The following is a 20,767-nucleotide window of genomic DNA, read 5'->3' as shown; positions in this document are numbered from 1 at the left end:
CTGCAAATCGACCTTAGCTCGCGCGATCCTCTGCTGATTTCAGGGCATTTTGCTCAATAGACATGTTCCGGAATAGGCCGGTTTGCGGCGATGCGTTCAATACCGAATTCGGTGAGGTCGATCTGACGGTACTCCCCGAAGGTGATAAGGTCGGCCACGCCTTGGCCCGCGGCGGGCGAATGCATCATCCCGTGACCGCTGAAGCCGGTACACAGGACGAAATTTGCAATCTCGGGGTGGCGCCCGATGATCGCGCTATGATCGAAAAGATTATACTCGTAGAGGCCGGCCCAGGCTCTCAGCATCCGAAGCCGCTCGAACCCCGGCATGCGATGGGCGAGCGCCGGCCAGATTTCGTCGTCGAAGAGATCGTAGTCGACCTCCAACGTGAAATCATCGGCCTCGTTTTCATGGGCTGGCGTGGTGCCGCAGATGAAGAGGTGACCTTCCGGCCTGATCCAAACGCCCGTGGTGTCGTGGAGAAAGTGGCCGGCCGGCGTGTTCGCGGGACTATCCAATACGAACGTGCACCGCTTCCGCGGCACGACGGGGACTTCGATGCCCGCCATCCGTCCGATGATCCCGCTCCAGCAGCCCGCCGCGCCGACCACGGTATCGCAAGATATCCGCTGGCCGTCTGCCATCACCACCGCCCCGATCCGAGAGCCGACCCTGTCCAGCCCGCTGACCTCGCCGTTGATATACGTCACCCCGAGGGAACGAGCCTTCCTGCGAAATGCCTGATGCAATCCGGGCCCGTCGAACCACCCTTCCTTCTCGAGGCCGACCGAAGCGATTGCCACGTCGTCGGCATTCAGATCCGGATAGCGCTCGCGGAGGTCGTCGGGAGTTAACAACAGCGAGGGAACGCCCGCGCTGCGCTGGATTTCGTGCTTGGCTCGAAAATACCCTTCAGAGCCAGGCCCACCGAGGAAGAGGTATCCCGGCTCGCGCAGGCCAATGTCGGCGACATTGTCCGGGACGGACAAATGCGCCCTCGCCTGCCTGAGGAACTCGATGCTCCACGCCGACATGGCGATATTCGGCACCGTACCGAATTGCTGACGGATCGAGCTCGAGGAGAGCGACGAGGATGCGATCGCATAAGTGGAATCGCGTTCGATTACAGCAATGCTTCCCGTGAAATCGGAGCTCTCCGCTAAAAAATAAGCGATGGAGCTTCCGATGACCCCGCCGCCGACGATGACCACGTCGAATGACCGCCGCATATTTGCTTCCGCTTCACTCATGTACAAAATTCCTAGCGAAGGCCGGCGGTGGCTTCGCCGATGCGCTGCGTCGCTTCGATCAGATTGTTCATCGACGTCGCGATCGACATCCTGAAATGAGGGGAGCCGCCGTAGGCGCTTCCCTGCACCACGGCGACACGTGCCTCCTCCAGCAGAAACAGAGCGACATCGTCGTCGGTGTCGAGGGTACGCCCGTTGGGCCGGATCTTCCCGAGCAACCCGCGGCACGAGGGATAGACATAGAAGGCTCCTTCCGGTGTCTCGCATCGGAGTCCGTCAATTCCCGCCAGCTCGCTCAGCACACGGTCCCGGCGGAGCTCGAAAGCTTTCGTGCGCTCGGCCAGGAAATCCTGCGGGCCGTCCAGGGCTGCGGCCGCAGCTGCCTGCGAAATCGAGCAGGCATTCGTCGTGCTCTGCCCTTGGACCGTGCCCATCGCCTTGATCAGTTCGCGCGGACCGGCGGCGTAGCCGATCCGCCAGCCCGTCATCGCGTAAGCCTTGGAGACACCGTTGATCGTCAACACGCGCGGCTTCAAGAAAGGGCACGCTTGGGCGATCGTGTGAAACGGCCGGCCATCGAACCGGATATGTTCGTAGATGTCGTCCGTTAGGATGTGAACCGCGGGAAATCGCTCAAGCACGGCTCCGAGCGCGGCCAGCTCGTCCCGGCTATAGATTGCGCCCGTCGGGTTTGATGGGCTGTTGAGGAATAGCCATTTCGTGCGCGAGCTCAACGCCTTCCTCAGGCTTTCGGGGCTCAGCTTGAAGCCGGTGCTCTCGTCGCATTGCACCACGACCGGCGTGCCTTCTCCAAGAAGGACGATGTCGGTGTAGGAGACCCAGTACGGCGCGGGTACGATCACCTCATCGCCGGGCGCCAGGCTGGCCATCATCGCGTTGTAGATGATCTGCTTGGCGCCCGCGCTTACGATGATTTCCTTAGGTTCGAACTCGAGCTCGTTCTCGCGCCTGAACTTTCGGATCACCGCCTCTTTTAGGGCCGGGGTACCGTTGACGGCCGTGTAGCGTGTTTCACCGCGGCGCATCGCTTCGACCGCAGCTTCGACGACATGGTCAGGCGTGGGAAAGTCCGGTTCACCCGCACCTAGGCTGATGACGTCGACACCTTCCGCTTTCAGGCGAGCGGCCGTCGCGGTGACGGCCATGCTCGGGCTTGGCTTGATCACCGCCATCCGCGGCGCGACTACAGACATATCGGACCCCTGAATTCTATCGGAGCATTTTGGACACATTATCCATTTCGTCAATGGAAATGCCGTGACGTGGCGGCGCACCGTCGTGGGCGATCGTCAGCTGATAGGGCTGCCGAGATACGTCTTGATGATCAGGTCATCCCTCAGAAGCTCATCGGAGGTGCCCTGCAGCGCGATACGGCCGCTATCGAGCACATAAGCGTAATCGGCATATTTCAGCGCGACCTTACTGTTTTGCTCGACGAGCAAGATCGTTACGCCCTGGCGATGCAATCGCTCGACGATCTGCATGACCTCCTTCACCATCAGAGGCGCGAGACCCATCGACGGCTCGTCGAGCAGCAGCAGTTTGGGCGACGCCATGAGCGCGCGGCCGATCGCGAGCATCTGCTGCTGTCCACCGGAGAGAAGCGAAGCGTCCTGCCGAGCTCGTTCGGCGAGGATTGGGAACAACCCGAATACGTTATCGAGCCGGCGCTTTCTCTCGGCGTCGTCGCGCAACACGAACGATCCGAGGTCCAGATTCTCGAGGATCGTCATTCCGCCAAAAATCCGGCGGCCCTCCGGAACGTGCACGAGCCCTCGATAGGGCAGACGGTGCGCCGGGGTCGAGGCGATGTCCTCGCCCAGGAAGTCGACCCGTCCCGCCGTGGCGCGAACCAGGCCCGATATTGTTCTCAGCACCGTCGACTTGCCTGCCCCGTTGGCGCCGAGCAAGGCGACGAGCTGCCCTCGCTTGACCTCTAGGGACACTCCTCGCAACGCCTGGATGTGACCGTAGTGGGCGTCGATGGCGTCGACCGACAGAACGATCTCGTTCGTCATGCGTCCGATCCCAAGTAAGCTTCGATGACCTTGGAGTCGTTCTGTATCTGCCGCGGGGAACCTTCCGCGATTTTCTGCCCGTGATCCAGTACCACGACATGCTCCGAGACCTGCATGACCAGGCCCATGTCATGCTCGATCAGGAGGATCGTGACGCCCTGGTCGCGAACCCGCCGGATCGTATCCGCGAGCTCGGCCTTTTCCGAGTGGTTAAGCCCCGCCGCAGGTTCGTCCAGGAGCAAGAGCGCTGGATCGGACGCCATCGCGCGCGCCCACTCGACCCGTCTCTGGTCGCCATAGGAAAGCGTGCCGGCTATCCGATCCCAAAGATGAGGGATGCCGACGAAATCCAGCCACTGCCTACTCCGGGCTTCGATATCCCTTTCCTCGCGTCGCTGCGACGGGAGGTGCGCGATCGCTGCCAGGATTCCATGATGGCTCCGGCAGTGACGGCCGGCCATGACGTTCTCCAGGACGGTCATCTCGCGAAACAGTCGGATATTCTGGAAGGTTCGCGCGATGCCTCGTTGCGTGATGCGGTGCGGCGGCATGGCGCCAATGCTTTCGCCACGCAGCCGGATGTCTCCACTCGACTGGCGATAAAAGCCGGTCAGGCAGTTGAATAGTGACGTCTTGCCGGCGCCATTTGGCCCGATCAGGCTATGGATGCCGTTGGCCTGAACCTCGAAGGAGACATCCTTCAGGACGATCAGCCCACCGAACTGGAGGCTGAGCTTCTCGACGAGTAGAAGCGACATCGCTAAGCCCTCCGGTCGGGCCAAAGGCCGTGAGGGCGCAAAAGCATCAGTGCCAGGAGTGCGAGCGCGGTCACGAGGGGCCGATACGTTCCGGCTTCGCGCATGATCTCCGGCAAGAGTGTCATGACCGCCGCACCCAAGATGACGCCCGGGATCTTCCCCATGCCTCCGAGTACGACGCCCAACAAGATCAGCAGGGACTGCATGAACGTGAAGCTTTCCGGCGAGATGGCCGTCATCTTCGCGGCGTAGAGCGTCCCGGCAATCGACGCGATGACCGCACCCGTCACGTAGGCGTAAAGCTTCACCGCGACGCGGTTGATTCCAATCCCCGCTGCAGCGTCCTCGTCGTATCGAACATAGAGCCACGCGCGTCCGATCCGCGATCGACCGATGCTGACGCAGACGAAGATCGTCAGCACCACCAAGATCAGAAATGCATAGTAGTAGTGGGCGACATGGTTCAGCTCGTACCCGAACAGGCTCGGCCTTTGGATGCCGATAAGACCGCTCGCGCCTCCCGTCACTTCGAGATTACGCGCAATGATCCGCACGATTTCCCCGAAGCCCAAGGTGACGATCGCGAGATAATCGCTGCGAAGACGCAACGTCGGAGCGCCGATGATCACCCCCGCGATGCACGCGGCGACGATCGCGACCGGCACCGTGAGCCAGAAGTTGAAACCGAATTGGGTCGTCAGAATGCCGGCGGAATATGCCCCTACGGCGAAGAATGCCGCGTATCCGAGATCGAGCAGGCCCGCATAACCCACCACGACGTTCAGTCCCAGACAAAGCACCATGTAGAGGAGGATCATCGTGCCCACCTCCAGCGTGTAGGAGTTGCTCACCAGCGGCAAGAGCGCAGCGCTTATGAGTAAGGCGACGCCGATTTGGGCCGTCCTGCGATCAGCGCCGAAAGTCGGCGCCGGCTCTTTGGTGCCTTCTTGGGTCGTCTCCTCGGCGACGTTCATCATACGCGCTCCACGAGGCTTCGCCCGAGCAGACCGGTCGGCTTGAAGACCAGGAAAGCGATCAGCGCCCCGAAGACGAAGACGTCTCTCCACGCCGAGCTGACAAAGAAGCAGCGACGAGCTGAAGGCCTCCAGGAGGCCAAGGAGGATCCCTCCAAGCATGGCGCCCGGAATCGAGCCGATTCCTCCGATAACGGCTGCCGTGAAAGCCTTGAGCCCCATCGTGAAGCCCATGAAGAAATGAAGGCTTCCGTAATATGCGCCAGCCATTACGCCGCCCGCTGCGGCGAGGCCCGAGCCGATGAAGAACGTGAGACTGATGACGCGGTCGACGTCGATCCCCATCAGCCGGGCTGCGTTCATGTCGATCGCGACCGCGCGCATGGCCTTGCCGTAAAGCGTTCGGGAAACGAATAGCTCGAGGCCGATCATCAGTGCGATGGACAGACCGACCAGCACGAACTGGGTCAAGGTAATGCGCACGTCGCCGACGAAGAAGCCGGCGAAGCCCAGATCGGCGTAGAAGGCTTCATGGCGACCGCCTGTCAGGGCCAGGATCGAAGAGTTCAAGACCATCGAGGCGGCCAACGCCGTGATCAATATCGACAGTCGAGGAGCGCCGCGCATCGGGCGATAGGCAACGCGCTCTATGAATACACCGAGGAGGCCTACGGCCAGGACGCTGAAAACCAGAGCGAGCATGACGCCGAGCCAACCGGATCCCGCGAACCCCGAGATCACGGTCAAGATCCCCAGGCCGACGAACCCGCCCGTCATGTAGATATCGCCGTGGGCGAAATTCAGGAGCTTGATGACTCCGAACACCATCGAATAGCCGAGCGCGATCAGGGCGTAGAACGAGCCGGTGATCAGCCCGTTGACGACCTGTTGCAGGAACATGTCCATGCGCGGATCCTAAAAATGAAAGCCAGACGGTTGCGAAAAAAGCGGAGGCGCCATCGACGCTTCCGCTTCGCAGAGAAATGCGCGAGAGATTACTGCGCGAGCGTCCAGCGTCCGGCCTTGGCCTGAAGGGTCGCAAAGTTCGAGCCGGCCAACGTGTTCTTGTCGGTGAACTGCACCACGCCGGCCAACCCCTTATAGTTGGTTGCCTTCAGCGCCTTTATGATCTCCGTCCCGTTGGTCGAGCCAGCGCGTGAGATGGCGTCGCCAGCGACGTTTGCGGCATCGAACGCAAGGGCCGCGTACGCGCCCGGATCCCGATTGGACGCGCTCTTGTACTCGGTCTGGAAATTCTTCGCGTCGGGCAAGAATTCCAGCACCGGCGGGGAGAACAGGTAGACGCCCTCCGAGGCCGAACCTGCGATCTTGAGGTATTCGGGGGAATTGTTGCCGTCGCCAAGCACGATCGCCCCGGTAAATCCGGCCTGCCGCAGCTGCCGGGTCAGCAGAGCGCCGCCGCCGTGATAAGCCGTCCACAAAACCGCGTCGGGCTTGGCAGCACGGATCCGGGAGACGAGCGCCGAGAAGTCTTGTTCGCCAGTGGCGACGGTATCTTTCGCCACCACCTTCCCGCCTGCCTTTTCGAAGCCCCCGGCGATCAGTCGCGAAAGATCGGCCGAATAGGCGTCACCCTCGTCGACGATAGCAAGCGTCTTGAAGCCTTTTTTCCCGAAAAGCTCGATTGCGGTGACGGCTTGCGCATCGCCCGTGGAGTTCACGAGAAAGGCATTGCCTGGATTGGCCTCGACCAGCCGCGTGGAGTTGGCTCCGACAATCACGAATGGCACGCGCGCATCGCCGTAGATCCGCAGCGTGGGAAGCACGGCACCCGAGCAATAGCCCCCGACGACCGCTGTCACATTGCTCGATACGAGTTTGCTGGCCGCTGCGGCCGCCTGCTGCGGGTCGCACGCGTCGTCCGCGGTAACGGTCGTGATCTTCTTCCCGGCGATGCCGCCCGCTGCATTCAACTTCGAAACCGCAAGCTTGATGGCGTTTTCGAGATCTTTTCCCTCGCCAGCCAGCTGGCCCGACATCGGAGCGATAATGCCAAGCGTGATGTCTTGGGCGGTTGCGCCCCCAGCGGACATCGCGGCCATTGCCACTGCAGCAAGGAAAGAAATTGGCTTTCCGTTCATGGCTATCCCCTCATTTTCTGGTTTTCGTCGCTGATCATTCCAAGAAGCCTCGACCTCCGCCAAAGTCCAAGAAGGCAACGCCCGGAAAGCTTAATGGATAAAGTATCCCTGTCAACTCGCAGCCAGGCCCGCGTGATCGAACCACTCGTAGTGCGCCTTGCGGACGGGAATGCCGGTGGACTCCGATAGTTGCCGGACCACGTAGCGCCTGGACGACCACGCGGAACGCTCGACACCCAATGGACGAAATGGGTCGGCCAGGCTGTCCGACGCGCCGCCTACGCTCGCGGGCACCCAACTGAACAAGAGCTTCGCAACGAGCCGAACCATCGGGCCAGCTCCGCGAATAATTCTCCATCCCGCTCTCGCACCGGCACTTCAAACCATTCCGATTGCGCCACCGACAATGATGGATATGTTATCCATGAGCAGGCAGTGCCGGAACAAGTCATTCCTGTTTCCCGCAGGCAAGCTGGAGGTGGGACACCACGTACCCAGCCGGCACAGTCCAAACTCTTCTACCGGGGACCGGAGTTGGAAAGGGCGATAGGAAGTCATGCACGACTCCGGGCGGCACTTGGATCTCGAGGCGAGGAGAACATTGCTATGGCAGCAAGCATCACCCGACGTCATTTCGCACTCGGCGCGACAGCGATCGCGACCGCTCCTACGTCGGCCCGGGCGCAAGCCCGTGGCCGGCTCGTCGTAGGAACGTGGGGCGGCGATTCTCAGAAAGTCCTCGAGGATTACGTCGCGGCCCCGCATCTGAGGCCGGCGGGCATAGACACTGTCTTTGACGCAGCGCCTGCCACGTCACGGAAGGTCAAGCTGCTTGCCGAGAGGGCGCTTCCCCGCGGCAGCTTGGATGTCGCGGGCTTCACGGACGCGGATGCCTATCTGCTTTGGAAGAACGGGGTCGTTGAGGACATAGACTATAGCCAGATCAAGAGCGCTGATCGGATCATACCTAGCTTGCGTAAGCCTTACATGATCCCGCAATTCTTCAGCACGCGTGTGATCATCTATAATCCCCAGAAAGTAACTGAGACGCCAACGTCGTTCGCGGACCTCTGGAATCCGAAGTACGCGGGACGCGTTGGCCTGATTGATATCCAGTACCTTCCGACCATCGAAACCGCTGCGTTCGTCAATGGGGGATCCCAGTCGAATTTCGAGCCAGGCAAAGAGAAGCTGCTTGAACTCAAGAAGATGGGTATGAAGGTTTACCCGACCAACGAAGCCATGGCGCAGGCGTTGCAATCTGGAGAATGCTGGATTTGCTTCATGTGGCAGGCCAGAGCGGTGATGTGGCAGAACGCGGGAATTCCGATCAAATTTGTATTCCCAAAGGAAGGTTACTACCTCTACTTGGCAGGCTTCACAATTCCCAAGAACGCGAGAAACAAGAACGCGGCATACCAGTTTCTGAACACAAGCTTGCAAACCGACACACAGACGGGTTTCGCCAATAGCTTTGGGTTCAATCCACCGGTAACCGGAGTTGATCTCCCGAGCGATTATCAGGCCCGGATCGGCGTACCGCCGGGAGCTGAGGATAAGCTGCAGTTCCAGGACAACGAGTATATCCTCGCGAATGACGCGCAACTCAAGGATTGGTGGGACAAGGTGTTGAAGGCTTAGCGGGTCTTCCTTCGAAATATCGACCTATGAACCGCCAAGCGAGGGACTGAGGAAAGTCGTGCCCCTCCCTTGAGCCGTCCTTTGCCTGGGACAGCGCCGGCAGCGGGTTTCGGCTCCAGCGCGACTACGAATCGGATAACCCGCCGGTGCATTTGGGACGCTGCAGACATGCGCCGCGGTGCCTGTTTCGTTACGGTCACCTCCAGGCGGGATCCCGCGAACTTTCCGCACGCCGGAAAATTGGTGGCACATTCAGGCAAATTGGTCGGGAGGTGATCGAACCCGGATCGGCTGTCCCGGCTCAGGGCATATGACGTTGCCACGAAGGGTACTGATATCGCCCACGTCGCGGGCCTCTTTAGAGGCTAAGGGCTACCCTCTGCGGCAATTTTCGCGCGCCCCTCGCGGCCCCCTTTATTCGCATCCTACGGAGTCGTTCGCATACAGGCTTCGTCGCGCGCTCAACCACCTGCAGAGACAGGGTCGTCTTGAACTTGTCAGCAGGGCACCACGCACCAGGCAGTCGGCCCGAACAGGATCGTGCATCGAGCACTCATGGTCCCTGAGGCCGAGAGTACTCATTGAACGATGCCGTGTCCGGGTTATGGAGCTGTTCACGGCAAAGTGCCGGGGAGGTCACATTCCGACTCGGCAGCGTGAACTATCTTGCGGTGCTTGCCAGTGCTACGATTTCGGCTTCTCCGTGGCCGGAGGCGAAAAATACTTCCCGGCCCGCGCCCAGTTTGAGCCATCGATCTCGATGAACATGACATCAACCGACTCGACGGGACACTTCAGAACTTCCGAGGTCAGCGCCGTCACCTTTTCTACAAACGCGTCCTTTTGCTCTCGCGTTCGGCCAGGAGACAGCTCAACTCTTACGGTAGGCATTTCGGCTTTCCTTTCATTAATCTGTCGCAAAAAGCGCTAATGGTCGTCTAAATCCGCTATGTAGAGCGTGTCACAATGGTGACGTCCTTGTCATCCGGGATCCTATCGGCTTGAAGCGAACATCCAACTTCTCAAAAAACCTCTTCCAGCAGCACTTCGACCGCGCCGGTCGAAGTGCTGCTGGAAAGTGTGGGCCGACGGTTTGGAAGTTCATCCAACATCATCTCCGTCGAGAGATGAGGCGTCCTTGGAAAGCGTGCAATTGCATAACAACGCCGTTTGGAGAGGACCTCGACCTAAATTGTCAATCAGATATAATAGACTTTTATAGCGAAACCGTTTCCTTCGTGACCGGAACCCATTTCTCTTTCGCGTGCGAAAGAGAAAGCCTTGCTAGGCGTGGCGGTATTTGCGACCCAGCGCGGCACTCCCGATTAGCGTCATCACAAGCGTGACAACGAGCAGGATGAAGGCCAGCGCCGCTCAAAGGGCCAGTTGCTGACGCGGCTGAACTGGTCATAAACCGCCGGCGCCATCATCCGGAACTGCGGACCGCCCAGCAGAACCGGCGTCGCATACGCATTCATGCAAAGAATGAACACCAGAACGCTGCCCGCCACTACTCCGGGCGTTGCGAGCGGAAGCACGACGCGGCGGAAAACGGTCATTGGCTTCGCGCCAAGATTGACCGCGGCCTCCTCGATTTGACGAGGAATACCCTCGATCACGGCCGAAAGCGTCAAAACCATATAAGGCAAGACGACGCCGACGATGCCCACGACGACAGCCCCCGGCGTGTAGAGCAGCTTCATCGTCCCCGACGTCAATCCGATCCCCTGCAACGTCGCATTGATCAGCCCATCATTGCCCAGGAGCGCAATCCAGCCCGCCGAGCGCACGACATTGCCGACCAGCAGCGGGAACATCGTCAGGATCGTGACGATGCTTTTCCACCTGCTTTCCATCCGCGCCAACCAATAGGCTGCCGGAAACGCCAGGATCAGAGTCAGCAAGGTACAGGACAGCGCTACTCCAAGCGTCACCAGCAGAATGCGCTGATAATAGGGATCCACAACGGCGCGGAGGTAGTTTTCCGCAGTCAGAGCCTCGACCATCAGCGATGCCGGATCGTAATGGTTCAGCGATATGCGGGCCATCATCAGCATCGGCACAACAAGCAATGCGCAAACGAGCAAGCCGGCGGGGAGGATGAAGAGCGCCATGGCCTCGGATCAGCCCTTGAAGTCTTTGTTCCAGAAATCGAGCATCGCGGACTGCTGCGCCGCGAGATAGGCGAAGTCTGGGACCCAGAGCCGCGCGCGGTCGGCCTCGGAGAAGTTGATCTGCCTGTCGAGATCGGGAGCGAGCGGAGCATCCGACACGGTCGGCACATAACCCATCCTCTCGGCGAAGACGTTCTGGGCCGATGGTTCCAGCATGGCGCTGAGGTATTTGAGCCCGCCTTGTTTGCTGCGCGCGTTGCGCGGAACGGCCACCTCGTAGATGGTCGGGAAGGCTCCTTCCTCGGCGATGACATGACCGAGCGGTATGCCGGACTTCCGCCACATATAGCCCCGCGCGGCCGCGATGATGGTGAACCAGATCTCCTCCGACTTCAGCGCTGCGGCGACCGCCTCGGTTGAAGCAAAGACCTTCGCGTCGAGAGAGCGAAGCTCCATGAGCTTCTTCTTGGCCGGCTCGAAATTGGTCATCGAACCGCCGGCGGCCATCGCGGCAAACGCTGTGTTGGTTGTAAAGAGAAAGTCCGAAAGGCCGACCTTGCCGCGATATTTGGGATCCCAGAGGTCGTTTAGCGACTTGGGGGCGTCTTAACGCGGTCCACATTGTAGACGATGGTATGCGCCGAATAGATGAAAGGAATGGAATAGGCTTTCCGGAGGAAGGGCATTACTTTCGCGAAGCGCGGCAGATTTTGCTCGTTGAGTTCTTCCAACGTGTTTTGCTGTGCGACAGCGTACATATCGAAGTCGGCGAGCCCCGCGACATCCATACTGCCCCGCCGATTCTGGCGCTCGGCGAGCAATCTTGTCCGGCGGGTGGTTGGTGCAGAGATATCTTGCACGACGTCGAAACCCTGCGGCTTCATGATGGCGAGGTCGACATGCTCACGCATGAGATCCCCGACATCCCCGCCCCATGTGCCGACGACGACCTGAGTGGCCTGAGCGCGCGCACAAGGAGCCAATAGCGTGGTAGCGGCAGCGCCGCCGATCAATCCGCGCCGGGTCAGTTCAATCATGATCATATCCCCTTTTGTTGTGTGATATCTCAGGCTGGAAGCAGTCTCGCCGTAGCGGGATCCCAGCTCACATCGACCGTGTCTCCGGTCTTGAGCCGACGTAAGACGTCGCTTTCAGGCGGCGTCGCGCGAATGGCCGTCAGGATGGTGCCGTCGAGATCCAGCCGATATTCGGTCTGAGCGCCGAGATAGAGAACCGCCAGGACGCGCGCAGGCATGCCTCCCGCCGAGCCGGGCCGCAGAAGGATACGTTCGGGCCGCAAAGTCAGAACGCAGGCGTCCTTCCGTGCACCCTCGATATTGCAAGGCAACAGATTGCCGCCTTGGCAGCGCAGCGCAGCACCCTCGACCGTGCCGCTGACGATGTTGCACCGCCCGACAAAATCAGCGACGAAGGCGTCGGCCGGGTTTTCGTAAAGCTCCTCCGCCGAGCCGATCTGGCGCACGCGGCCGCCCTCCATGACGACCAGACGATCCGACATGGTCAGTGCCTCGTCCTGATCGTGCGTGACCATCAACGTGGTCAGGCCAAGACGCTGCTGCAAAGCACGAATTTCGCCACGCACGTCGGCGCGCAGCTTCGCATCGAGATTGGACAGCGGCTCGTCCAACAGGAATACCGCCGGCTTGACGACGAGCGCGCGAGCAAGTGCCACGCGCTGCTGTTGGCCGCCCGAGAGCTGGCGCGGCAGTCTGTCCGCCAAATGGCCCAGCCGGACGAGCTTGAGCGCTTCCGCGACGCGCTCATCACGCTCCGCCCGGCTGACCTTGCGCATTTCCAGGCCGAAGCCGACATTCTCGGCGACGCTCATATGGGGAAACAGTGCGTAGGATTGGAACACCATCCCGGTCTCGCGAGCGTAGGCTGGTGTCTTCGTAACATCCTGCCCGCCGATGAGAATGCGGCCGGCTGTCGGCTCGATGAAACCCGCGACCATACGCAGCGTTGTCGTCTTGCCGCAGCCTGACGGGCCGAGCAGCGAGACGAGCTCGCCCTCCTTCACATCGATATCGACACGGTCGACTGCGAGCGCCGATCCGTATTCCTTCCGGAGCCCTTCAAGGACGAGCGTGCTCATGATGTCGTTTCTCCTCGCGCCGCTCAGACGACGCGCGAAAGTTTCACGAAGCGGTCAGTGACGAGCATCAGCGCCGCGACAATAAGGATCTGGATCGTCGCGACAGCGGCCAGCGTCGGATCCATGCGGAATTCGAGATAGTTCAGCATCGCGACCGGCAGTGTCGTTTTGCCTGGGCCGACCAGAAGCAGCGTCAGTTCCAGGTTCTCGAAGCTCTGGATGAACGAGAACATGGAGGCAGCGACCACGCCCGGCCGCAACATGGGCATCGTAACGCGCCTGAAAATCGTCCAGGGACGCGCTCCAAGATTGGCAGCAGCCTCCTCTACGGAGCCGTCCATGCCTTGCAGGCTCGCTGAAACAACGCGCACTGTCCAAGGGATCGTCAGAAGCGCATGCGCGCCGACGAGGCCGGGCAAAGTGCCGACGACGTCCAGATCGAGGCTGTTCTCGACACGTAGATAGAACAAATAGAGCGCCGTTCCCGCGACGACGCCGGGGACGGCGAGCGGGCCCAGCAGGAGAGTGGTGATGGCGCTCTTGGCCGGTATGCGGCTGCGCGCCAAGGCAAGCGCCGCCGCCGTCCCTAACGGGACGCCGATCGCGGTTGCGAGCAGGGAGACCTGTATGCTGACAAGAAAGCCTGCTGCGAATTCACGCCTGGCCCAGGCGTTCTCGTACCACTGCAGCGTCAACCCACTCGGTGGGAAGGAAACAATCTCATCCTGAAAAAAGCTGGTCACAATGACCATGACGACAGGCACAAGCATCAGCACATAGGTCACAGCGACGCTCGTGCGGTAAGCCAGGCGCGTCGGGGTCATCGACAAACCTCGACGCTCGCCTCGGCCGAAACGATGAAGGCTGGCACCACGATCTGCGCCATCACCTCAACGATCGGCAGGTGTGCATCCTGAAAATGGCCGGATCGGTGCAGCAGGTTGATCTGCCCGAGCACCCTGCCCTGCCAGCGCACTGGCATGTTCAGAATGCTGCCGCAGCCACGGGCAAAAATGGTCTCGTGATCGGGAAAGTCCCGCTCGATATCGCCGGGCGTATTGGCCAGATGGGGCCGGCCGGTCTCATAGACCCGTTTCATGGTCGGCGCATCCTCAAACGCCTTCGACCGCTGGGCCGAATAAAGATCCGGATCGCTGCTGTAGAGGCGTTTGGCAGACTTTGCCGCCGGCTCGTAGAGCAAGGCGGTGAAAAGACGGTGGCCCACCGTATCAGCGAGCGCCTGATCGAGCGCTCTCAGCACGGCTATCGGCTGGTCCGCTTCTGCAAGCGACTGGGTCAGCAACGAAAACTTGGCGACCATATCGCCGTCTTGCGGCGGCACGGCCATCATCGCCCGGCCTCCAGCACAACCAGAGGGAGTTCGACCGTGGAGGCATGGTCGCCACCGAAGGCGATGGTCAGAAGCGGCGGCCGGCCATGTGGCACCTGCCCGCAATGGTCGGCATCGGCGCCGGCGAGAGACACGCGGATACGGCTGCCTGCCGCGAACCGCCAGGCGACGGGCAAAAACGGGATGCGAATACGCTCGATTTTCCCGGGGGTCAGCGGTGCTGCATCGGGGCGGGCGAAACTGCGGAACGGCCATGTCGTCACATAGCTTTCAGGCGCAGGCGCCTCCTTGCGATGAAGCGCACGCAGCAGGCCTTCGGTAACGTAGCGTTCGGTTCCATCCGCCTCGATTTCGCTGAGATAGACGAAAAGCGCCGCGTCGAGCTCGCTCGAAGATACCCAGAGATCTGCAAGACCATGGCCAGCCAGTTCGGCACCATGCGCCAGAGGCTGGGAGGTGTAGCTGAGCATCCGCCCGGTCCGGCCCTGCCAGTCCTGATAGTAGGTTCGGCTGTCGATGCCGGCGATGCGCTCGTAGCGCGTGCCCGCCCCAGTACCCAGCGAGAAATCGACCTTGTAGGCATCCGCTCCCGCCGGCCCCACCATATCGTGGAGCTCATTCTTCGACCCGAGAAAGAAGGTGAATCCGGTATCGATCGGCGGCCACGCGGCGCTCGCCCGCCAGCGCTCGTCATGCATCGAAAAGTAGTGAACCGGAGCTTCCTCGCGCAGGCCGGTGTCATGGCCCAAGAGGTAGGTGTCGAAGAAGCGCAGGATCTCGCCGAGCAGCGGAAAATCCGCCTCGACCGTGGTGCGCCAGGGTGAAACATCGATGCGCGCGCCGTGATCCCAGGGCCCCAGCAGAAGATGGCTCGGATTGTCCTTCAGCGTCAGGAAACGGGAGATCGCCCCGTTCATGTAACCGGCCCCGTCACGCCAGCCGGAAACGGAGAGGATTGCGACATCGGGCTTGATGCCCGCGAAGACAGAATAGGGGCTGAACGAAGCCGAGCTGAAGCCGGAGTCGTAGGCAAGCCCCTCCTCACGGAACTTGAATTCGGGCATGAACTCTGTCTGGCGGAAATTTCCCAGATGTTCCTTGATGGCCGCTTGGAGGAGAACGCCGTCCAGGTCGTCGTCGACGGGCTGGGGGCCTTCAAGGTCTGGATTGTTGAAATACGAGAACTGCTTGAGGATATCGCGCCGGTCGTGATCCATGGCGATCATCAGATCGTCGTAGAGCTGGGTCAGCTTCGTCAACTGGATCCCGCCAGGGAAGTAGTTGTCCGCATAGGTGTCCCAGACCGAGAACAGCGGAGCGATTGCCTTGACGGCAGGATGACCGGTGCTGGCTAGAAAATCGGCGGCCGCTCCAAGGTAAGAGACGCCGGATGAGCCGACGATGCCGTTCGACCAAGGCTGATCGACGATCCAATCGGTAATCTCACGGCTGTCTTCCCGTTCCATAGGCGAACGGAAGCTGTCCCGGGTACCGAAGCTGGCGCCAGTGCCACGAACGTCAATGACAACGACGGCATAGCCGCGCGGCACGAAGAAGTCCCGGAACTTGCCCGTGTTTGGATTGCCTTCCGCCGAGCTGCCCGGACGCAGCTTGAAACGGCGGTAGTAGGGAGTGAACAGAGCAATCGTCGGAAAAGGCCCGGCCGCTGCCACATTAGGGGCTGAACCCGGCAGATAGACATCGACAGCGAGTCTGCAGCCGTCGCGCATGCCGACATATTGCGAAACCGGATCGGTCCGCTGAAAATCGGCGGAACGACCTGCAACATACTCGTCCGGTGACACACGCCAAGCCCGGCGCGATACGTCGAAAGCGTTCATATTATCCCCTCAGTCGCCTTTAACGGCGCCGAACTTCTTGGCTGAGAGCATTGCCCTCGACCCACTATGCGTCAAATGCTTATTTTGTTATTTAAGGTACGGAAAACGCACATAAGGACGCTCCATGCCAAGCCATCGCGGTCTTGAAGCGCTTCGTGCCTTCGTCGAGACGGGATCGGTATCCCAGGCGGCCGAGCGGCTTGGCCGAACCCAGCCCCAGGTCGGCAGGCTACTGACAGCTCTCGAAGAAGAGGTCGGATTTGCGCTTTTCGGGCGCAACAGCCGCCCGCTGACCCTTACCCGCGAAGGCCGGGAATTTTACACGCAGGTCGAACGCGTGTTAATCGGGCATGACGGGCTGCAACGCTACGCCACCCAAATGCGGCGCGGCGGCCGCGAGCATGTGAGGGTCCTGACCGCACCCTTCATCGCCAATGCGATCGTCATGGATGCGATAGCGGCGCTCGTCGGGCGGTCGAGTCATTTCACGGCCTCGATCGAGTCGCGCGTTCGCCTCGATATTGAGACGTGGGTCGGCCAGGAAACCTTCGACCTTGGCATCACGATTCTGCCCCTGTCTCATCCCGCCTTCGAGACGGAAGAGTTTCAGAGCGTGGAGGCAGTGGTCGCAATGCTTCCCAATCATCCTCTCGCCAAGAACGACGTCGTAGAGTTCGAGGAATTGGTCGAGACCGAGATTATCGTCACGCACCCGCGATCGATCATCCGCCAGTATCTTGAGCGGCTGTGCCGGGAGAGCGGCAAGTCACTCAAAGTTCACTTTGAGGCCACCAACGGCGTCATCGCCTGTCAACTTGTTGCGCGCGGCCTCGGATGCAGCTTGTCAGATCCGTTTGTCGCACGATCGAGTGGCGTTCCGGGACTCGTTTTGCGTCCCTTTCGACCTGTCTTTCCTATCAGATATGCCTTTCTCTATCCGGTTTGGCAGTCGCGCTCACGCATCGTCGAGCAGCTCGCCGATGAGATACGAAGAACCGCTGCCGAAACATGGGACCTTTGTCGCACCGCGCGATAGTTGTGGCCATCTTTCGCGCGACAGATCGCTGAGGAGGGCCTTGTCGCAGCAGGTATAACCGGCGGTCGACCGTTCTCCAGTTCTGTCAGACTCATCCAGCAGGTAGTGGGCGATCGCGCAACCGACTACGCCGGTACCAACCACCACAACATCGGCATCGATCGCTTGCATTCCGTCACTATTTTTCCAATATGAAAACTGGTCAGCATGTTGCGAGCAGGTGTCCAAGGAGGTTGACAACATTGCTCTTCGTCATATCGAAGGTGTCCCGAAGCGAGCTTTCAAGGCGATGATGCAGGCAAAACGTACCAAGGCGACCTCCCGTCGGAGGGACATTGAGTTCGGGCCCCGCGTACGCCAGCTCCGTTCTGAAATGAATCTTACACTCCAACAGGTCTCCGATGCGTCGGGATTAGCAATTTCGACGCTGTCAAAGATCGAAAATTCTCAAAACTCTCCAACATACGACAACTTGATCCGCCTCGCCGATGGGCTGGGGGTTGATGTTTCATTCTTGTTTTCCAACCCGGCACCTCGTCAGCACTCAGGCCGGAAAAGTGTCACTCGCAAGTCATCCGGGCCTCATATTAATAATGAAAATTATGATTACGAACTCTTATGCTCAGATCTTTCGCAGAAGCGGTTCCTTTCAGTAAAAGCGACGCTCAAATGCCACGACATAACTCGATTTGGCGAACTTTATAGCCACGAGGGCGAAGAGTTTATTTATGTTCTTTCAGGTTCAGTCAAAGTTTTTACGGACGCTTACGAGCCTTTTATCCTGTCAGAGGGCGACAGCAGTCATTTCGACAGCAGGATGGCTCATGCCTGCATTTCGCAAAGCGAGAGGGATGCGGTCGTCCTGTGGTGTTATGCCCGCGAGTACCCACATGACAGCGAACCAGCTCAGGACGCGGTGATTGACCGGATCAATCGCCCCTCTGCGCGATTGCGGAATGGGTGAGGATCAATCCGAACGTGACAGTGCCGTAGAATCTTTTTGCCTTTTCCTGTTTGAAAATTTATTGACATCCCTTTTCAAGCTGTCCTAACCTCCCCTTTTTACAAAAAGGGGAAAGTCATGCGATCGTTTTCAGCTGCTGCTGCGGCCACTCTCCTGCTTGTCTCAAGTCCAGCTTCTGCCGGAAAGAGCGAAGACACTCTAAACGTCGTACTCGACACCGAAATAATACACTCGATTACTTCAATGGACCGGGTCACCGGGAGTTATCGATGGTCGGCAGATTTTTGATCTGCTCATAGACAAAGATCTGAAGACCAGCGAATTCAAGCCGGCTTTGGCTTCCGCCCATCAATTTGCCGGCGACAAGACCCTCGACTCACGATCCGGCGACCGCGGCGCGGGTCATCGTCGACGTTTTGCGACGCCATCTGAGGCTAAAGGGTCTCGGCATCATCCCAACGGTACTTGGGCTGTCTCTCCTCTGCCTGCTAATAATCTCCGATAGAGGTATCCATGCGTTACATTGACAAAACTGAAATTCGCCGATCTCTCAATTTCGATAAGATGATATGCGCGATTGAGGACGCTCATAGCAGGCCAAGAATCGAAATACAGGACGCGATGCTTGGAACCGAGAGCTCTCATTACTTTGTCCGGCACGCGGTCGATGCCGGACGGTTTATGGCGAGCAAGTTGATTACCAGCTTCCCTTCAAATCTATCGCGCGGTGTATTGCCGGCCATCCAGGCGATTTGCGTGCTCTTTGATGGGCAGGATGGCCGCCCTCTCGTAACCGTGGATGGAACCGAGATCACATATTGGAGAACCGCAGCCGATTCAGCTGTTGGCGCAAAAATTCTGGCCCGCCCCGGCATTGAAACGATGCTCGTTGTGGGCGCGGGAGAGATGTCCCGCTGGCTTGTCCGTGCCCACAGCACCGCTCATCCGACGCTGCGGCGTATCAGAATCTGGAATCGTACTTCGGATCGCGCCGCGCACGTCGCGGGCCAGCTGCGGGATGAAGGCTTTGATGCAATTTCGGTAACCGATCTTGATGAAGCGGTGTCGACGTCCGATCTCATCACCACCTGCACCAGGAGCCATACCCCCCTCATCAAAGGCGCACTACTGCGCCCTGGTACGCATCTTGATCTCGTCGGCGGCTACACCGAGAAGACCCGTGAATCAGATGACGATGCTATGCGCCGATCCCGAGTGTTTGTTGATCGCTTTGAATCCGCCTTCGCTGGGGTCGGCGATATCCTCACGCCAATTGCGGCCGGCGTGATCGATAAGTCGGATGTTCTCGGCGATCTTTACGACCTCATACAGGGCAAGGTCCAAGGACGAACAACAAACGAAGACATCACCGTCTACAAGAACGCTGGTGGGGGCCACTTCGATCTCATTGCGGCGGTAGCGGTTTTCGAAAGCAGTGTTGAGGACGCTTCTGCCAAGCAAATCGCCTAGACGCTCGGGAGATATTTCATCCCAACGGATTTCGATGAACGGATTTGGGCATGACGTCGTCCGAGCAACTGCACAACGACGCTATCTTTATTGATACGATATCCCCGCCGCTTCAGCGGCGCGAGTTCATCGATATGTACCTGAAGTCGAGGCAACCCCCACCGTAGCGCTCAAGGGAAATCGAGGACAGGCAACAGCGCTGCTCAGATCGTGGCTTCGCTATAATCGCAGCCGCAGATTGGAGCCATTATGGGCGGTAACGTGGTTCGCTACCTCTCCCGGGTATGGAATCGTTAAGCGCTTCCGCGCAATAAGTGAGACTGCCTTCAAATTGTGAGTGGGCACAATTATGTGCAGAAGTGCTCTGGGCCAAAGCCGAGCCTGGCTCAGCTGTCGTTCCAGCCCTATGCCGCCATCCAGCGACGGAGAGCTTCGTTGACCGCCAGCGGATTCTCAATCGGCGTCATGTGGCCGGCGTCGGGAATTCGGACGAGTTCGGCATGTGGGACCAACGTAGCCATTGCTTCATGACCCGCGAAAGGGGTCAGTGCATCGTGCTCCCCGGCTAAGATAAGGACCGGGCAGCGCAACTTGCGCAACACCGCCGCCCCATCCTTGCGCTCGATATTGTTCTGCCTGACGAACACCTCTGGTCCTAACCGCTCGGTCATACCGCGAATTCGGGAAACAATCGTCTCATTGGACAGGTGGCTGTCAGCCAGATACGACCTAAGCAGCCTGTCGCCAAACCCGTGGAACCTGCCTGCCACGCGAGCCGCCTTATCAAGTGCGCGGCGCATCGCGATACGTTCGGGACTGTCGGCCTGGATCGAAGTATCGAGCAGTGCGAGCCGCTCGATCCGGTCCGGCGCTAGGCGCGCCATTTCAATTGCCACGTAGCCGCCGAGCGAGAACCCGGCGAGCGCGAAACGCTCTGGGGCGCCGGCTAACACATCCTGCGCTATCTCCCCCAGGCTCGCACCCTTCGTAATGTCGGCGACGCGGCAGTCCGCTATCTGGGACAGCGCACTGACCTGATCGTGCCACAATTCCGCGTCGTTGAGGAGGCCAGGAATCAGGATCAAGGTCGGTTGGGTCATTCGCAGCGCAC

At 59.7% G+C, this 20,767-nt stretch carries 18 protein-coding genes and 1 pseudogene; 4 read left to right on the top strand and 15 right to left on the bottom strand.

The window, feature by feature from the left end:
* Nucleotides 1-53 precede the first annotated feature (53 nt).
* The 6 genes from QO058_RS20795 to QO058_RS20770 form a co-directional block, all read right to left on the bottom strand.
* The gene (locus QO058_RS20795) at nt 54-1,250 is read right to left on the bottom strand and encodes an NAD(P)/FAD-dependent oxidoreductase (protein WP_284168147.1); all 1,197 of its coding nucleotides are present in this window, start codon (nt 1,248-1,250) and stop codon (nt 54-56) included.
* A gap of 11 nt (nt 1,251-1,261) precedes the next feature.
* Complete coding sequence (locus QO058_RS20790) at nt 1,262-2,464, bottom strand: pyridoxal phosphate-dependent aminotransferase (protein WP_284168146.1); 1,203 nt, start codon at nt 2,462-2,464, stop codon at nt 1,262-1,264.
* A 96-nt stretch (nt 2,465-2,560) separates the two neighbouring features.
* Nucleotides 2,561-3,289 (bottom strand): ABC transporter ATP-binding protein, encoded by a 729-nt coding sequence (locus tag QO058_RS20785; RefSeq protein WP_284168145.1) that lies wholly within the window; start codon nt 3,287-3,289, stop codon nt 2,561-2,563.
* Complete coding sequence (locus QO058_RS20780) at nt 3,286-4,047, bottom strand: ABC transporter ATP-binding protein (RefSeq protein ID WP_284168144.1); 762 nt, start codon at nt 4,045-4,047, stop codon at nt 3,286-3,288. Before QO058_RS20780 ends, QO058_RS20785 begins: the two co-directional genes overlap by 4 nt.
* A 2-nt stretch (nt 4,048-4,049) precedes the next feature.
* On the bottom strand, nt 4,050-5,927 hold the full coding sequence (locus tag QO058_RS20775) for an ABC transporter permease (protein ID WP_284168143.1): 1,878 nt from the start codon (nt 5,925-5,927) through the stop codon (nt 4,050-4,052).
* Between the two features lie 89 nt (nt 5,928-6,016).
* The gene (locus QO058_RS20770) at nt 6,017-7,123 is read right to left on the bottom strand and encodes a branched-chain amino acid ABC transporter substrate-binding protein (protein ID WP_284168142.1); all 1,107 of its coding nucleotides are present in this window, start codon (nt 7,121-7,123) and stop codon (nt 6,017-6,019) included.
* A gap of 606 nt (nt 7,124-7,729) precedes the next feature.
* On the opposite strand from QO058_RS20770, the gene QO058_RS20765 reads away from it, so the two are divergent.
* Nucleotides 7,730-8,764: an ABC transporter substrate-binding protein gene (locus QO058_RS20765; RefSeq protein ID WP_284168141.1), complete on the top strand. Its 1,035-nt coding sequence runs from the start codon at nt 7,730-7,732 to the stop codon at nt 8,762-8,764.
* A gap of 684 nt (nt 8,765-9,448) precedes the next feature.
* Here QO058_RS20765 and QO058_RS20760 read toward each other — a convergent pair.
* The 8 genes and pseudogenes from QO058_RS20760 to QO058_RS20725 all read right to left on the bottom strand — a co-directional run bounded on the left by QO058_RS20760 (nt 9,449) and on the right by QO058_RS20725 (nt 16,186).
* Nucleotides 9,449-9,655 (bottom strand): 4-oxalocrotonate tautomerase, encoded by a 207-nt coding sequence (locus tag QO058_RS20760; RefSeq protein ID WP_284168140.1) that lies wholly within the window; start codon nt 9,653-9,655, stop codon nt 9,449-9,451.
* A gap of 443 nt (nt 9,656-10,098) precedes the next feature.
* On the bottom strand, nt 10,099-10,878 hold the full coding sequence (locus QO058_RS20755; protein WP_347975471.1) for an ABC transporter permease: 780 nt from the start codon (nt 10,876-10,878) through the stop codon (nt 10,099-10,101).
* A gap of 9 nt (nt 10,879-10,887) precedes the next feature.
* Nucleotides 10,888-11,421 (bottom strand): annotated as a pseudogene (locus tag QO058_RS20750) (extracellular solute-binding protein); the annotation flags it as partial.
* A gap of 44 nt (nt 11,422-11,465) precedes the next feature.
* The gene (locus QO058_RS20745) at nt 11,466-11,915 is read right to left on the bottom strand and encodes a type 2 periplasmic-binding domain-containing protein (RefSeq protein WP_284168139.1); all 450 of its coding nucleotides are present in this window, start codon (nt 11,913-11,915) and stop codon (nt 11,466-11,468) included.
* A gap of 29 nt (nt 11,916-11,944) precedes the next feature.
* Nucleotides 11,945-12,994, bottom strand: a complete 1,050-nt coding sequence (locus tag QO058_RS20740) for an ABC transporter ATP-binding protein (protein WP_284168138.1) — start codon at nt 12,992-12,994, stop codon at nt 11,945-11,947.
* A gap of 23 nt (nt 12,995-13,017) precedes the next feature.
* Nucleotides 13,018-13,818, bottom strand: coding sequence for an ABC transporter permease (locus QO058_RS20735; protein WP_284168137.1), 801 nt, complete (start codon nt 13,816-13,818; stop codon nt 13,018-13,020).
* Complete coding sequence (locus tag QO058_RS20730; RefSeq protein WP_284168136.1) at nt 13,815-14,345, bottom strand: GAF domain-containing protein; 531 nt, start codon at nt 14,343-14,345, stop codon at nt 13,815-13,817. The genes QO058_RS20735 and QO058_RS20730 overlap by 4 nt, the downstream gene beginning before the upstream one ends.
* Complete coding sequence (locus QO058_RS20725; protein WP_284168135.1) at nt 14,342-16,186, bottom strand: CocE/NonD family hydrolase; 1,845 nt, start codon at nt 16,184-16,186, stop codon at nt 14,342-14,344. The genes QO058_RS20730 and QO058_RS20725 overlap by 4 nt, the downstream gene beginning before the upstream one ends.
* A gap of 124 nt (nt 16,187-16,310) precedes the next feature.
* Between QO058_RS20725 and QO058_RS20720 the strand changes: the two genes are divergently transcribed.
* The 3 genes from QO058_RS20720 (at nt 16,311) to QO058_RS20710 (ending at nt 19,656) form a co-directional block, all read left to right on the top strand.
* On the top strand, nt 16,311-17,222 hold the full coding sequence (locus tag QO058_RS20720; RefSeq protein WP_284168134.1) for a LysR family transcriptional regulator: 912 nt from the start codon (nt 16,311-16,313) through the stop codon (nt 17,220-17,222).
* Between the two features lie 220 nt (nt 17,223-17,442).
* Nucleotides 17,443-18,186 (top strand): helix-turn-helix domain-containing protein, encoded by a 744-nt coding sequence (locus QO058_RS20715; protein WP_284168133.1) that lies wholly within the window; start codon nt 17,443-17,445, stop codon nt 18,184-18,186.
* A 513-nt stretch (nt 18,187-18,699) separates the two neighbouring features.
* On the top strand, nt 18,700-19,656 hold the full coding sequence (locus QO058_RS20710; protein WP_284168132.1) for an ornithine cyclodeaminase family protein: 957 nt from the start codon (nt 18,700-18,702) through the stop codon (nt 19,654-19,656).
* A gap of 404 nt (nt 19,657-20,060) precedes the next feature.
* On the opposite strand, the gene QO058_RS20705 is transcribed toward QO058_RS20710, so the two are convergent.
* Nucleotides 20,061-20,756, bottom strand: coding sequence for an alpha/beta fold hydrolase (locus QO058_RS20705; protein ID WP_284168131.1), 696 nt, complete (start codon nt 20,754-20,756; stop codon nt 20,061-20,063).
* Between the last annotated feature and the right edge of the window lie 11 nt (nt 20,757-20,767).

Source organism: Bosea vestrisii, from assembly GCF_030144325.1.
GTDB classification, from domain to species: domain Bacteria; phylum Pseudomonadota; class Alphaproteobacteria; order Rhizobiales; family Beijerinckiaceae; genus Allobosea; species Allobosea vestrisii_A.
Note: the sequence above shows the minus strand (reverse complement) of the source record. Positions and strands in the feature narration are given on the sequence as shown.

What these genes read in the sequence shown, in the direction of transcription:
- QO058_RS20795 (WP_284168147.1), bottom strand. Translation starts at nt 1,250, where the DNA reads ATGAGTGAAGCGGAAGCAAATATGCGGCGGTCATTCGACGTGGTCATC.
- QO058_RS20790 (WP_284168146.1), bottom strand. Translation starts at nt 2,464, where the DNA reads ATGTCTGTAGTCGCGCCGCGGATGGCGGTGATCAAGCCAAGCCCGAGC.
- QO058_RS20785 (WP_284168145.1), bottom strand. Translation starts at nt 3,289, where the DNA reads ATGACGAACGAGATCGTTCTGTCGGTCGACGCCATCGACGCCCACTAC.
- QO058_RS20780 (WP_284168144.1), bottom strand. Translation starts at nt 4,047, where the DNA reads ATGTCGCTTCTACTCGTCGAGAAGCTCAGCCTCCAGTTCGGTGGGCTG.
- QO058_RS20775 (WP_284168143.1), bottom strand. Translation starts at nt 5,927, where the DNA reads ATGGACATGTTCCTGCAACAGGTCGTCAACGGGCTGATCACCGGCTCG.
- QO058_RS20770 (WP_284168142.1), bottom strand. Translation starts at nt 7,123, where the DNA reads ATGAACGGAAAGCCAATTTCTTTCCTTGCTGCAGTGGCAATGGCCGCG.
- QO058_RS20765 (WP_284168141.1), top strand. Translation starts at nt 7,730, where the DNA reads ATGGCAGCAAGCATCACCCGACGTCATTTCGCACTCGGCGCGACAGCG.
- QO058_RS20760 (WP_284168140.1), bottom strand. Translation starts at nt 9,655, where the DNA reads ATGCCTACCGTAAGAGTTGAGCTGTCTCCTGGCCGAACGCGAGAGCAA.
- QO058_RS20755 (WP_347975471.1), bottom strand. Translation starts at nt 10,878, where the DNA reads ATGGCGCTCTTCATCCTCCCCGCCGGCTTGCTCGTTTGCGCATTGCTT.
- QO058_RS20745 (WP_284168139.1), bottom strand. Translation starts at nt 11,915, where the DNA reads ATGATTGAACTGACCCGGCGCGGATTGATCGGCGGCGCTGCCGCTACC.
- QO058_RS20740 (WP_284168138.1), bottom strand. Translation starts at nt 12,994, where the DNA reads ATGAGCACGCTCGTCCTTGAAGGGCTCCGGAAGGAATACGGATCGGCG.
- QO058_RS20735 (WP_284168137.1), bottom strand. Translation starts at nt 13,818, where the DNA reads ATGACCCCGACGCGCCTGGCTTACCGCACGAGCGTCGCTGTGACCTAT.
- QO058_RS20730 (WP_284168136.1), bottom strand. Translation starts at nt 14,345, where the DNA reads ATGATGGCCGTGCCGCCGCAAGACGGCGATATGGTCGCCAAGTTTTCG.
- QO058_RS20725 (WP_284168135.1), bottom strand. Translation starts at nt 16,186, where the DNA reads ATGAACGCTTTCGACGTATCGCGCCGGGCTTGGCGTGTGTCACCGGAC.
- QO058_RS20720 (WP_284168134.1), top strand. Translation starts at nt 16,311, where the DNA reads ATGCCAAGCCATCGCGGTCTTGAAGCGCTTCGTGCCTTCGTCGAGACG.
- QO058_RS20710 (WP_284168132.1), top strand. Translation starts at nt 18,700, where the DNA reads ATGCGTTACATTGACAAAACTGAAATTCGCCGATCTCTCAATTTCGAT.
- QO058_RS20705 (WP_284168131.1), bottom strand. Translation starts at nt 20,756, where the DNA reads ATGACCCAACCGACCTTGATCCTGATTCCTGGCCTCCTCAACGACGCG.